Here is a 12,781-nt window from a genome sequence, read left to right on the forward strand (position 1 = left end):
AAGCAGACATCACGTATATACCGATGTTCCGAGGCTTTATGTATATGTTTGCTATAATCGATGTATACAGTCGCAAAATCATGGGTTGGGATATTTCCAATACGATGCCTGCAGAATGGTGTACAGATGTTACCTTAGAGACGATTGCTCGGCATGGTAAGCCCGCGATATTTAACACCGATCAAGGTTCGCAGTTTACCTCCGAAGTCTTTGTAAAAGCCCTTCAAAAAGAGCAGATACAGCTCTCCATGGACGGCAAAGGACGTGCACTAGACAACATCTACATTTATCCAAACTTATTCAATATCCCAACTTCTAATTTAATAGTGTCATAATCAATAACTTCTGTGTAGAAAGTTGGGGTAATATTATCGTAAATTGTGTCTGTAATTTAAATATCACAACTATGGACACATCAAATCTTCGGAAGACCCATCACAAGTTAATGGAATTCCTTGTTGAAAACGGTTACAAGAGAAATGCTCTCAGGCAAACTAGAAAATGCATCCGATTGGCTCTGGAAGTTGGGGCATCACCACAAGTTACCTCCTATGAGGAACTCTTTTTTATAGAAGCCGAGAAGCAGGGTTATACGCCTGGGGAAGGAAGATACATTTCCTTAAAGACCTATCTGGGAAATGTCTGGCGATTTGACTGCAAAGGCTTATACCCCAGTAGAATCCGCCCCAAGAATGGTTTTCTCGCACCCAAACCCTTATACGATCAACTAAACACAATTTTTCGATCGGCTATAGACCATCATTTAGCCACCGGTGGATTACAAGGAAAGCTGGAAAAGACCGTATGGACCGAGTATCGTGCAACGATGAACTTCTTTCTGCATGTACAGGAGCTTGGGGCAGAAACATTCGACGATATCGAGAACAAAATGGTCTATACTTTCTTTTTCGATGGAGATCGGCAGATCAGAGGCAAGGATTATTGCAGCTTGATTAAAGCTGCATTGAAAACCGCTGTCCCATTGTACGCAGAAGCGGTACTAAGAACGCTAGAGATGCTTCCCGCCATAAAATCCGGCAAAAAGAACTTTCAATACCTGACTGAAGAGGAGTCTACGAAAATACGGACGTGCCTTGAAAAAGAGGATTCGGGACTGACGCATCTTGAGCGGAGTATCGTATGCATACGTTGTTTCAATAGGATCTCACACTTACTTAACGGAAGAAAGTACCTCAAATGCTACGCTGTGAACCATGGCTTGAACTGTTTGTGCCGTAATTCTCTATCACACTTGAAATTATACTGCTTATCTGTGTCTGTTTTTAGCAAAATGATCGAATAAAAGATAATCTGAGTAGCTCTTAAGTTGGCGAAAATACTTTAGGTAGTTCAGGCATCGATCTTCCAATGCAGGAATATTTATTTCCAAATTTCGAGCGTCAGTCTCCGCGATATCACCCAATAATTCAATAGAATACATGCCGTCTTTTGTTATTTTTTGAGATATTTTTTTATTAGTTGAATTCGGCAAGTACCGTTGAACAAATTCCCACACTCTTTCATCGTCGTATGTAACGTCCCACTTCAAAAGATTTCTATGTAAAAACTGGATAGAATGATCCGTACCAAATTGAACCATTGTGTTGCCTATAAACATACCGTCTACAATTCGTCCGCAACTACCAGGAAGCACGTCGATCATATAGTAGTCGGTGTTACTGGCGAGCCAACTAAATTTAAATGTATCTTTATCACCCAATAAAATGCGGTAATAGTATTCTCCTAGACGATTAAAATATAGACATAGATTTAATGCTTTCCAACACCTTTCCACGTCGATGAGTATTTGTCCGCTTTCTTGTTCAATAAGATCTTTCGGTTTTACACCTGTGATTTTCCAAATAGAATTGCTTTTTCCGGTTTTCCAAAAATCTGGCCAAAATAGAGCACCGTGCACTCGGTATTCCACGCTCTCGAATAAGTAATTTGGATCTTTTACACAGATATTGTCGGCGTCCAGAAATAAAACTTCTTTAAAACTACTATTCAAAATCGCCAAGGGTTTCAATATATAACCTCTTTGAGTGACATTTGTATAGCGGTTAAAATCCCTGAAGGTCACATCCAAATTCCGAAATTCTGCGATGATCTCATTCGAAACCTCATTTCCAACGTGCCATACTTCTATTGGCAGTGTACAACCTGTATTCCTTAACTGCGAAATTGATACCCACAAACAGGTCACATAGCTCACGCCTCCAGCCGTATATACGATTCCTTTCCCCTGATATCTATCTCGCGGAAATTTGCCGATATCCGATAGGTAATCTTGCCAATCTTCTTTCAGATGTGCTGCCTGATCCTCGGTATAAGTAAAAGAGACTGTACGAAATCTATCCTTTCTAAAATTGTTTTTCATGCTCGTCGGTTAATTGTTTTGTGGAATTATGGGGTAAATTTATCAGAAAAGATACGTTCTACGTAGGGTTTCCATCAGAGAATCTTCTGCTGGATTTAAGTTTCCCTCGGTGCCAAACCAATCCCACATCTTATTCCAAAGATGAATGGCATATGCTTCTTCAGGTAATTGGTTCGCCTTCTTGGTGAGTATATCTTTATAGTCGTAGAAGTTGATTGGACAAAATACAACCGGATCTAATACATTTTCCTGCCTGTTTTCAATTATGATATGCTTCGTGAGGAGGCCTGCACCAATCTCTGTCCATTGTATATCCCTAGTATTTTTCTCTTTTAGTAGATCGCCAATGTCTGCTAAAATCCCGAGTAATAGCGGTGCGTTTGCTGGTGATTTTATTACCGCATTGCAGATGGTAATGTTACCGTTTTGATCTGCCAGTTCTGTCGCGAATGCGTAATCGTCTTCCAAGTGAAAATGCTTTAAGCAAATCACGTCCGAATCAACCCACCATCCACCACGTGCATTCAAAAGTGCTATTCTAAACCAATCGGAAAAAGTAGCGTACGAATTATATTGGTCGCGAAACACATTGCCGGAAGGCAGTATTTCGTTGGCATCACAAAGCACGACACCTTGTGGCAAATTGTTAATATGTCCATATGAATACAGCTTCACGAGGTGTCCGTGTGCACAAAAAGAATTGTAGCACATGCGTTGAAGATCGGTAATTTCATCGTCAATCCATAAAGATTGAACTGTTCGGTTTGAACTATTTGCATGTGTACTCATAACTTATCGAGTTTGTTTTTTGTTGGATATGGTCTGCATTAATGGTTCGATTCGCCGAAGCCAAATAACTTTTTAGCTTTAAAATAATATAGGTCAGCGTGATCAGAAATGATCGGTAATATACCTGAGAAAATGCGTGTCGTAGAATGCTACCTGTATTTAAGTTTCGGGTGTTCGTGTAGAACTTAGTAAATTGGTAATTGATCAACTCTAGAATAGTTAATTTGTCATTCAAGAACATTTTCAATGCCGTAAGTGAGAATATCGGAGATTCATTGATGTTTACTTGTAATAATACGTTTGACGCGATATTATTGAAGCTCGTTCTGAGTTGGAGCTTATTCTGAAACTCAAAGTTCAATAAAACACAGATATTTCTGTGAAATCCATGTTTCTCAGGCGTATTGTTAACAACATTTCCTTTAAGTCGCAGATCACTAGTTAATTCGTTGAGGCCTATACGAGATTTCTTTGATATCGACGGATTTATATGGACATTGACATCTCTCGCGTAGCCAATATTGGCAAACGAGGCGTTCAATATTGAACTACTAGCTAAGTGTGTGACTTTTTTGTTGTTGTCGTTGATGATAAATCCCAAACCAAAAATAGTCGTACTCTTTCCCATTTTGAAAAATGAAAGGTCAAAATTATTAGAAATGGCTGTCCCCAACAACGGATTACCGAAAGACACAGAGAACCGACTTGACTGACCTACGGATGGATTCCTCACGTTGATATTTGGTCGCTGAATGCGTTGATTGTACGATAGATTGTTAGACTTTTTTGCTCGCTTCCGTTGTAAATTAACCGGAGGTAAGATACACCAGAATGAGCTGCCGTGGGTTTCGTCGTATACGGTTGGTAAATTCGTGTAATCGAATCGCGCACCCGCTTTTACTACATGTTTTTCGGTCGAATATTCTAGACTTTTGTATAGGTTGTACACATTACAATTGTATATGGAATCGATCGTTGCTACATTTTGTATTCCCCGATAAAAGGTGTTTGGATTTTCTTGGAGATTAATTTTTACTCGCGTGTCCATAACAATATCTTTGATCTTGTAAGAATAATCGGCTTGTACAAAGTTCTCTAGTAATGTTGTGTTTTGTTTTGTTGATCGAATGCATCTGATTGATTCGACGTTTCTAAACTCCATAAGTGATTGTTATCGGTGATATCGTTTTTCGTATTTGCATGTTTGTTTCTGAAATTAAATGTTTTATATTTCTTGTCTTTGAAAATGTGTTGATAATTCAAAACGACATCTGTTGAACGCCAGTTGGCGAAGGAATTCTGGTCGATGAAATTCGATATTCCTTGATCCGACGACATTATGTTTTGCTGTAGTTGAGCCATTCGATAAAAATCATTGAGTTTTGTATTGTAGCGCACGATAAGGGTATTCAAAGCGTCGATCTCGCAATTCAACTGTAAGTTCACATTTTGTACATCGCCATTGTACTTTTGTGTGCCATTTTGTGCGATGCTTCTTCCGTTCTTCGGAAAATTAATGCCTCCGCCAAACGCGGTTACCAGTTGGTGAACGTTTAAGTAAAAAAGAAAACCATCCACACAAATTTTCCGGTTTTTATCTGTGACGCTAGTACTTCCGATAATAGCGAATTGGTTATTGTATGCCGCGGAAATGCTTCTCTTGAATTCCTCCACGTTGTTTTCCAAGATAACAACATTTACTAAACCTGGCAAATTTTCGGAATCATATTTCGCTGGATGCGATGTAATGACTTCGAAGCGCTCTATTCTGTTGGCAGAGATGGTAGACAGAGCACCCGTTAGATGATTTTTGAGTTGGGCAGAAGGCTTTGCGTTTAAAAGAACTTTGAAATTTCGTATTCCTTCGCGCTTCACGTTATTTGAATCGTCAACTGCCATGAGTGGCATCTTTTGCGTAATATTTAATGTGGATTGTACACTATACGCAATGCGATCAATCTCTTGTCTGACCAAAAGACGAGAGCCAGTTGCGCTAATCTCTTTGAGACCAATGATGTTTCTTTTCAATTCTATTTGCCGGGCGACATAATATGTTTGTTCGATTTGCATTGGTACGCTAATATTCAAAATTTTCGTCGCGCGCGTTCTCGCTTCGACGCCCAACTTGTATTCTATCTCTTTTCTGCCATTAAATGTGAATGACCCGGTTGAATCACTTATTGATATGGATATACGCGTGTTTTGAACAAGATACTGTATATCATTCAACAGACGCCCTATAAGTGATTTTGCATTTATATCCAAAACTTTATCCGTGATAAATTACGTCCGAGGAATCCCGTTGATATTCATTCGTGACTCCAGCAATCGTGAACAGGGACAGGGGGGCTAGATAATTTTTCATGACATCAAAACTTTAAAATAGGAATCACAGATGTTAACAAGCGTTCATTAGATATAATCACCTGTGCCGGTATATCCAAAACGTCTAACATTAACTGGTTGCTGTCTGTCCGTACATCGTTTAAATCGATCCATACGCGGAAATTATTATTCTTTATCAGTATCGGTGAAAGTATTTCAAAACTGTATTTTCCATGTACGGAATTACCATCATTGGGGTTTCGGTAGATCATTTCTATTTCTTTCCGGTTTTTTATACTTTCTAAGTATTTTGCGGGGATATCCAAACTTCCGAGCACGTCGGGGTCTTCAACTCTTAATATGAAAGCAGAATCCACCTTCCATATTTTTCCGCTTTCATTAACGTTTGCAAAATAAATGTTTCCGCTTTCGGGGGATACAATCACGTTATTCGTGTCTCCGAACGTACATATCGTATCGTTCCGCGCGATATGTTGGCCATGTTTTAGGCTTGTATTGATTTGTTTAGTGCCAATCGGTAGATCTATAGCAATTTGTGAACCCGACGTGTCGATGGTCAATATTGTGTCGGCAACAACACGTTTTCGGATCAATAATGCTGTTAGAATTAATAAAACTAAAGCCGCGAACACGGCGAAAGTCCCCCAGTTGGTTATCCATCCAGGCACTTTATTCATCACTTCTTTGACATTCGGGTTTATATCGTTCAAATATTTATTCGCCATTTTTTTTTGATTAGTACGTTTAGCCAAAAACAGGAAATGTAACATTGCATGATTCTTAAAAAGATCATCAAGACAATTGTTTTGTGACCAATTGATAATATTCGCCTTGTAAACTAATAAGTTCTTCATGCGTGCCTTGTTCAGAAACGGATCCATCCTTCAATACGATAATATTGTCTGCTTTTCGTATGGTGCTCAATCGGTGAGCGACGATCAAGGCCGTTCTGCTAGCGAGAAAGTGGTCCAGATTATCGAGTATTTGTCCCTCATTGTTTGCATCTAATGCATTAGTCGCTTCGTCTAGGAATATAAATCTGGGATTTTTTGCAAAGGCTCGTGCTAATAAAATTCGTTGACGTTGTCCTTGACTGATGCCGTTTCCCTCATCGCCAATTCGTGTTTTGTATTGGAGCGATAGTGCATCAATAAATTCGTGAATATTGGCTAGCTTTGCGGCGGTCATGACGGTGGCTGTATCGATTGATTCACATCCAATTCCAATATTGTTTTCGATCGTGTCGGAAAAAATAAAGCTGTCTTGTAAGACACTTGAACAATACGAACGCCATTTTCGGTGAGAAATTGTTCCGAAGTCAATGTCGCCAACCGTTATAGTTCCACTAGTCGGCGTGTAATACTTTAATAAGAGTTTGCAAATCGTGGTTTTTCCTCCACCGCTTGATCCGACTATTGCGGTAGTTTTCCCCTGTGGGATTTTGAAATTTAAATTTTGTAGAATTGCAGAGTTTCCTGCACCGGGATAGGTAAAGCTAACGTTTTTGAATGTTATGTCGCCTAGTTCGGGCAGTTGGACGACAGGATGATCGGTTGTATTTTCCTCGTCTTGTTCTTGCTGAATTTCGTTCAGACGATGTAGGCTTAGTTTTGCATCTTGAAAAGATTGTATAAACTGTATGAACTGTTGAATAGGGCTATTTAGTTGACCAATAATAAATTGGATAGCTATCATCTCACCAATCGAAATCAATCCGTTAATAACTGCAAGTGCAGAAATAAATGTAATTACTATATTTTTTCCCTGATTGATAAACGTTCCACCAACTTCTTGATATTGCGTCAAGGTAAGACCGCGTATTTGTAGTTTGAATTCCTTCAATTGTATATCTTCCCAAGTCCATCGTTTTAGCTTTTCGCTGTTCGTCAGTTTGATCTCCTTAACGCCCTGTATTAACTCGATCATAGCGCCTTGATTGATCGATTGTATTTCAAAGCGCTGTATATCAATTTTGCGTCGGTATTTCAGAAAGAAAAAAACCCAACCGATATAGGCTAGTGAAAAAGCAACAAATGTGATGAATATCGGAATGTAATAAAATGATAAAATAATCGAGAAAATAACGACGGTGAAAAGTGAAAACGCGACCGAAACGGTATTTCCGGTAACAAATTCTTCCAATCGTTTATGATCTTTGAGGCGTTGAAGGATATCGCCGGTTTGACGGGTCTCAAAGTAGGTGATCGGTAGTTTCAATAATTTTCGGATGAAATCCGATACGATCGAAAGGTTGATGCGCGTGCTGATGTGAAGTAAAACCCAAGCTCGAGTAAGATCTATAAGCACCTGACCGCATAAAAGCATTATTTGTGCGAGCAATACCAAATAAATAAAGGATAAGTCCTGACCTTTTATCCCAACATCTACTAATGATTGCGTAAGAAATGGTAAGGTCAATTGGATGAGGCTCGCGAGCAGAAAGCCGAGCAGTAGTTGAAATAGTAATCTCTTGTATCTCAAAAAGTAGCTGAAGATACTACGCATAGAAGATATATCCTGCGCATCATCGTCATCTTCGATGATTTCTGCGGTAGGATAGAGTACCAGTGCAGCTCCTCGTGTATCCGAATGTATGTATTTTTCATCTTCCATCATCCATTTGTGCAAGAATATGCTTTTCGAATATTTTATTTTTCCTTTCGACGGATCGGCAATATATACGTGGGTTTTAGAAATTTTGTAGACCACTACGAAGTGATTACCATTCCAATGGATAATACAGGGCAATGCAATTTTTGAAGAAAGATCGTCCCAGCTAAGTTCCGCAGCCATCGCCCTAAAACCGATCGAATTGGCAGCATCGCATAAACCGAGCAACGAGCCGCCTTCTCGCTCGATATTTACTTTTTTTCGAAGGGTATGCATAGCGAATTTATGACCGTAATACTTGGCGATCATTCTGAGGCAGGCCGGACCACAATCCATGCTATCGAATTGTCGGTAATAAGGAAAGCTGCTTGGCAACGAAATATCCATTTAGTACTGAATAGTTAACGTATCTTCTGCCAGGATTCGGCCATTCAGTGTAGTGTACTTCCAATTGTAATTACCCGGAGGTAACGAGAATGTTAAGGTATTCTGATTTCCTTCGATTACTGAAAAGCCAAGAAGCATGAGATTGCTTGTGTCGTAAAATTTGACAATACCCAGATGGTCTGCTTTCTTGCGCTGTGGAATCTCTATTTGAACAATTTCCGCAGCATCCGGTGCGGAAAAAGTTGTGCTTGGATAAGAAATTTCCTTGCGCTCCGGGGAGTAACTGTTCATTTTAGCCAGTCGCTCAATATCGCAGTACACGCATTCGTCGTCCGTATTTTGATAATACAGTAAATGAATGTTGGCCGTGGCTCGTGGAATTATCGCATGATAAATTCGTTTGTTCATCAGTTCGCATTTGTTGTAGTAATATAACAAATGATTTCCTTCCATGTATTGTTTATAACCTTGATACCGTGACGAATTTTGGTCTATATTATTTTGCTCGACCAATGCGACTATGTTATAAAAAGGTTGCGTATCTGGAGTACCTGAAAAAAGTGCCTTAGCGTGTTTGGGAACCTTAAGCTTACGCAACAATTTCTTATCCAACCGATCGAGTTTTGTCGTCGAGAAACCGTTTTCGGTATCTTCATTATACCTCGTATAATCGCCAAACACGTCCAATACAATTTGAGATTCCTCGTTGTAGTAAGTAGGGTCCCCATCTACCATCACTCCGCTTGACAAAACCTTATACCCGCTACATCCACTTAAAAGCAAAGAAGCTACTAGTTGTGCGAAAATTATGTTTCTAACTTTATGCATAGCTTGTATCGTTGTATGGGTTATAATTACATTTAGCAGGTTTTGATAGAAAGTTGTCCTTATCACTAACATAGGCGCGGCAATCTTGACATATATACCTGAACTCACAGTCTTTACAAACTTCAATTTTATCTTTTGTCACGGACCAAATGTCTCTGAAATCTGTGTGATGTACGATGTCATCCAATGTTTTCGTTTGGATATTTCCATACGATTTTACCATAGAAGGGCAGTTCTTGATGCGGCCTTGTGTGTCGATACCGATCTTCTTGTTTAGACAAGAGTTATACGATTTTGCTTCGACGAAAGAAGGTGTGTTTATTGTGAAATACCATGGACTTACTACTCCACAGCATTGTTCCGACGAAACTTTTTCCTTACAGAAATAGAGAATTATGTCGGTGTGTTCGTGCAATTGATCCGCAGGAGCGGAGTGAACCAAAATACGTTTTAGTCGGGGAATTCTCCGTTGTAGCATTAGAATGCTTTCTTCCGTGTAACCGTCTCCATATTTCATTAGAACATGAATTGAACGTAATGTGGAATCTTGCGTGGAGTTCAGCAGTTCTTCAATTGCGCTAAGCGTACGGTATGAAAAAAAACGGATCTCAAGAGATTCGCAACCCAGTGCCGATAATTGATCGACAATAGTTTTTATGTCGTGTTTTGAATTGTCATCAAAATCAACGACCGCATTGGTGACAGTCTGATAATTGAAAAAATGTTTGGTATCTAAAAGCGGAAATTGTTCGGTATCATCCGTAAAGAATCCGTATTGTTGATCTTTTAAATACGTAAAGTAATCATCGATAACGGCATCGTGCTTGTTATTAAAGTATTCTTTAATATCCGCTATACGGTGTCCGCGAAATGTGGTTAGAATTTCATATAGCACATTGGGTATGGAAAGATAATCTTCGCGTTGCAGGTCGCAAACAATGCTTCTTTTGGCACCTTTAACGGGTACACAACATGAAAACAGCAGGAAATAATTATTCATCATCTTTAAAATTTTCGATCATTCGCGTAATATGTTTATGAAATGGTTGCGTATCGTAATTTTTGTTGTGGTGATACGCACAAGATGGCATAAATTCCTGCGCTGGTACAGGTAACTCCGAATATTTACCGAGTTCTTCTGCCAGTAAGGAATTTAATGATAAGAGCGACTTATCGGATCGGCTGTCGATTTCTGTGATAAAATTTTTCATGACACAAGGTTTTTGTGATCCATCTTTATTAATGTTCGAGCAACTTCGTGATGCAGGTTGTAGTTGCAGGGAAAATCCACCATTCCGAATTGTCCGGTAGGATTAATTTCTAAAAAAAAGTAGTTACCTGCTTTGTCTCGGATAAGATCTACCGAACAACAATTCAATTTGAAGCGTTTAATGAGTTTTTTTAATTTCATTTCCAACTCTTTCGGTAGTGTATATGGAACAGTTCTATTGGGTACTTGCCAGTTGTATCTGCGGAAGTCCACTTCGGTTTGGTTATCCAATTGCGAGAAAATTGCCATAGAATAGAATTTTCCAGATAGAAAGAAGCTTCGGATTTCGTATTCCTTTTCTACTTTTTTCTGAATTAATGAGGGAAAAAAAAGGCTTGGGATATGTGGTAAATCCTTTTGCGTCACAACAGTGGTGAACATGGTAAATATGTCGGATTTCGCATCGGATTTGCGTAATATCCACGGATCTTTGATCGATTTCGTGATGTACGAATCGGGATTGTCTTGTAATACAGTTTTGGACGTAGTAACTGCGGAATTGGGAATGTTAATGCCGAGGTTTGAGGCTTCGATAAGTACTTCAATCTTGTTTAAGTTTGTTGATTCCGGCAATGTCAACCATTTTTTCTCTTTTAAAGTGCCCGTTACCGCACCAAGCACTGATGAAAACTCCTTGGATATATTATCTGCCACGTCGATTCCAAAAGTTCGAGATATCGATTGATATTGTTGGCTTTTTCGGAAAAATCCAAACTTGCGAAACCAAACTGCACCTACTTTTTTCAGATCTATTTCCTGTCCGTTTATAGCCATCGTGCAGCGATTATCGGAAATATTAATATAAAATCCAGCATCCAGAAGATCGTAAGAATTTATTCTGTAGTGCGGATAGTCATAGTATTTCAACACATCCATTACGAGGTCTGTTGACAAATCACCATCACCAGAAAGTAGTAAAATCATTGGCGTATATTATTAGTAGTGGACAATTCCAAATAGGTTCTGTTGACAATTCGTGATCAAAGTGATCATTATTTATTATATAGCTACATACATATCATCTAGCTAAATACAGGGGGGAATACACGTATTCACCCCTGAAAAATAAAACGATTAATCGTTTTTGATACCATCGTCTCCATCGTCGGTACCACCTGGTATCGTCAATGTGTTGGCAGTGTACCCACCTTTAACACTTTTCATTCTGCCTCTACCCATTTTTTTGAGGTTGTTGAAATCAACTGCGTCGATTTCCGGGAAATTTAACTTTTTCATAAAAATAAATTTAAAATTTTGCCTACTCTAGTACTTGTTTTCGGCTTCCCAAGTTTGTCTAAAATGTATGTCCAAAAATCATCGTAGCGCGACATTTTTTTGCAGTTTGGCCTTTCGGAGATTCCAGCGCTCCATAATACATAATATGTTGGCCATGTCAATGCCGAGATGGTTTTCTATATGTGTGAGTAAATCAAAAACAATGCGTTTAATGTCTCGATTTTCGTCTTTATTTGCGTGAGATTGGATGGTTATTTTCTTGAGCGCTGATTCCAGTGGAGCTAAATGATGTGGATGTTGTGTTGCTTCCTGGCTTCCGTCAACGAGTTCGATGTATTGTTCAATTAGGTTTGTCGATAACAGGTTGCTATCACCATGATGAACAATATCAAGCTCGCGAATGTGTTCTAATATCTCCTGAGAAATGTGTATACTGTTTACAATTATTCCGAGGTAACATGTGGTCCAGTAGAGTAGCGATGGGTAAGAAACCCCTTCCGTGAGAACGGTGTCCAAACTAAAAAGCGTCAATATTTCTTTGATCTCCTGTAAGTACAAGTCATTCTCCTCGCGATTGAAATTTTTCAGCGTATTATTGTGTATGTTGTAATAGATCACCTGTGACGGAAAATCCATGAATATTTCGTCGTTGTTATTGATTAAATCAAACGTTGATTTACTATTATGTCGCATCAAATAAGATTCAATATGCTCAATAATGGTCTGGACACGACACGTTTGATCGGTATCGGACTCACTAAAAAGGTAGGTGAAGTTGATACAATCTCCACGAGTAGTCGACAGATAGATGACGAATCTTTCGGGACTGTCATCGATTATTATTGGCTTGACAATATTCATAATAGCATGCCAATATTCCATATCAATAAAAACGCTGAAACGCGCCGCAGAGTATTTCTTTGATTCCATAGTGT

The 12,781-nt window shown here is 39.0% G+C and carries 14 protein-coding genes; 2 read left to right on the forward strand and 12 right to left on the reverse strand.

Going from position 1 to position 12,781, the window contains the following annotated elements; genetic code table 11:
• Both FM107_RS17845 and FM107_RS17850 read left to right on the forward strand, forming a co-directional pair.
• Positions 1 to 335, forward strand: a 335-nt coding sequence (locus FM107_RS17845) for a DDE-type integrase/transposase/recombinase (RefSeq protein ID WP_143559529.1), incomplete at its 5' end; no start/stop codon positions are given.
• Between the two features lie 71 nt (positions 336 to 406).
• Positions 407 to 1,303 (forward strand): hypothetical protein, encoded by an 897-nt coding sequence (locus FM107_RS17850; protein WP_086949843.1) that lies wholly within the window; start codon positions 407 to 409, stop codon positions 1,301 to 1,303.
• Here FM107_RS17850 and FM107_RS17855 read toward each other — a convergent pair.
• The 12 genes from FM107_RS17855 to FM107_RS17905 all read right to left on the reverse strand — a co-directional run bounded on the left by FM107_RS17855 (position 1,268) and on the right by FM107_RS17905 (position 12,776).
• Positions 1,268 to 2,380, reverse strand: coding sequence for a hypothetical protein (locus FM107_RS17855; protein WP_086949844.1), 1,113 nt, complete (start codon positions 2,378 to 2,380; stop codon positions 1,268 to 1,270). The genes FM107_RS17850 and FM107_RS17855 overlap by 36 nt on opposite strands.
• Positions 2,381 to 2,422: 42 nt before the next feature.
• A complete protein-coding gene (locus tag FM107_RS17860) occupies positions 2,423 to 3,169 on the reverse strand; it encodes a capsular polysaccharide synthesis protein (RefSeq protein WP_086949845.1) in 747 nt (248 codons plus the stop codon).
• Positions 3,150 to 4,331, reverse strand: a complete 1,182-nt coding sequence (locus FM107_RS17865) for an outer membrane beta-barrel protein (protein WP_086949846.1) — start codon at positions 4,329 to 4,331, stop codon at positions 3,150 to 3,152. The genes FM107_RS17860 and FM107_RS17865 overlap by 20 nt, the downstream gene beginning before the upstream one ends.
• A complete protein-coding gene (locus tag FM107_RS17870; RefSeq protein WP_218779041.1) occupies positions 4,265 to 5,398 on the reverse strand; it encodes a hypothetical protein in 1,134 nt (377 codons plus the stop codon). Before FM107_RS17870 ends, FM107_RS17865 begins: the two co-directional genes overlap by 67 nt.
• Before the next feature lie 140 nt (positions 5,399 to 5,538).
• Complete coding sequence (locus tag FM107_RS17875; protein ID WP_143559530.1) at positions 5,539 to 6,240, reverse strand: hypothetical protein; 702 nt, start codon at positions 6,238 to 6,240, stop codon at positions 5,539 to 5,541.
• A 67-nt stretch (positions 6,241 to 6,307) separates the two neighbouring features.
• Positions 6,308 to 8,512 (reverse strand): peptidase domain-containing ABC transporter, encoded by a 2,205-nt coding sequence (locus tag FM107_RS17880; protein WP_086949849.1) that lies wholly within the window; start codon positions 8,510 to 8,512, stop codon positions 6,308 to 6,310.
• The gene (locus tag FM107_RS17885; RefSeq protein WP_143559531.1) at positions 8,513 to 9,340 is read right to left on the reverse strand and encodes a hypothetical protein; all 828 of its coding nucleotides are present in this window, start codon (positions 9,338 to 9,340) and stop codon (positions 8,513 to 8,515) included.
• Complete coding sequence (gene gwsS / locus FM107_RS17890) at positions 9,333 to 10,343, reverse strand: grasp-with-spasm system SPASM domain peptide maturase (protein WP_086949851.1); 1,011 nt, start codon at positions 10,341 to 10,343, stop codon at positions 9,333 to 9,335. Before gwsS ends, FM107_RS17885 begins: the two co-directional genes overlap by 8 nt.
• A complete protein-coding gene (locus FM107_RS17895; protein WP_086949852.1) occupies positions 10,333 to 10,551 on the reverse strand; it encodes a hypothetical protein in 219 nt (72 codons plus the stop codon). Before FM107_RS17895 ends, gwsS begins: the two co-directional genes overlap by 11 nt.
• On the reverse strand, positions 10,548 to 11,534 hold the full coding sequence (gwsG, locus tag FM107_RS17900; RefSeq protein ID WP_086949853.1) for a grasp-with-spasm system ATP-grasp peptide maturase: 987 nt from the start codon (positions 11,532 to 11,534) through the stop codon (positions 10,548 to 10,550). The genes FM107_RS17895 and gwsG overlap by 4 nt, the downstream gene beginning before the upstream one ends.
• Positions 11,535 to 11,684: 150 nt before the next feature.
• Complete coding sequence (locus FM107_RS19620) at positions 11,685 to 11,846, reverse strand: hypothetical protein (protein ID WP_179204539.1); 162 nt, start codon at positions 11,844 to 11,846, stop codon at positions 11,685 to 11,687.
• Between the two features lie 78 nt (positions 11,847 to 11,924).
• Positions 11,925 to 12,776 (reverse strand): hypothetical protein, encoded by an 852-nt coding sequence (locus FM107_RS17905; protein ID WP_086949854.1) that lies wholly within the window; start codon positions 12,774 to 12,776, stop codon positions 11,925 to 11,927.
• Positions 12,777 to 12,781 lie beyond the last annotated feature (5 nt).

Source organism: Sphingobacterium sp. JB170 (genome assembly GCF_900163865.1).
In the GTDB taxonomy this organism is placed as follows: Bacteria; Bacteroidota; Bacteroidia; order Sphingobacteriales; family Sphingobacteriaceae; genus Sphingobacterium.

What these genes read in the sequence shown, in the direction of transcription:
- FM107_RS17850 (WP_086949843.1), top strand. Translation starts at nt 407, where the DNA reads ATGGACACATCAAATCTTCGGAAGACCCATCACAAGTTAATGGAATTC.
- FM107_RS17855 (WP_086949844.1), bottom strand. Translation starts at nt 2,380, where the DNA reads ATGAAAAACAATTTTAGAAAGGATAGATTTCGTACAGTCTCTTTTACT.
- FM107_RS17860 (WP_086949845.1), bottom strand. Translation starts at nt 3,169, where the DNA reads ATGAGTACACATGCAAATAGTTCAAACCGAACAGTTCAATCTTTATGG.
- FM107_RS17865 (WP_086949846.1), bottom strand. Translation starts at nt 4,331, where the DNA reads ATGGAGTTTAGAAACGTCGAATCAATCAGATGCATTCGATCAACAAAA.
- FM107_RS17875 (WP_143559530.1), bottom strand. Translation starts at nt 6,240, where the DNA reads ATGGCGAATAAATATTTGAACGATATAAACCCGAATGTCAAAGAAGTG.
- FM107_RS17880 (WP_086949849.1), bottom strand. Translation starts at nt 8,512, where the DNA reads ATGGATATTTCGTTGCCAAGCAGCTTTCCTTATTACCGACAATTCGAT.
- FM107_RS17885 (WP_143559531.1), bottom strand. Translation starts at nt 9,340, where the DNA reads ATGCATAAAGTTAGAAACATAATTTTCGCACAACTAGTAGCTTCTTTG.
- gwsS (WP_086949851.1), bottom strand. Translation starts at nt 10,343, where the DNA reads ATGATGAATAATTATTTCCTGCTGTTTTCATGTTGTGTACCCGTTAAA.
- FM107_RS17895 (WP_086949852.1), bottom strand. Translation starts at nt 10,551, where the DNA reads ATGAAAAATTTTATCACAGAAATCGACAGCCGATCCGATAAGTCGCTC.
- gwsG (WP_086949853.1), bottom strand. Translation starts at nt 11,534, where the DNA reads ATGATTTTACTACTTTCTGGTGATGGTGATTTGTCAACAGACCTCGTA.
- FM107_RS19620 (WP_179204539.1), bottom strand. Translation starts at nt 11,846, where the DNA reads ATGAAAAAGTTAAATTTCCCGGAAATCGACGCAGTTGATTTCAACAAC.
- FM107_RS17905 (WP_086949854.1), bottom strand. Translation starts at nt 12,776, where the DNA reads ATGGAATCAAAGAAATACTCTGCGGCGCGTTTCAGCGTTTTTATTGAT.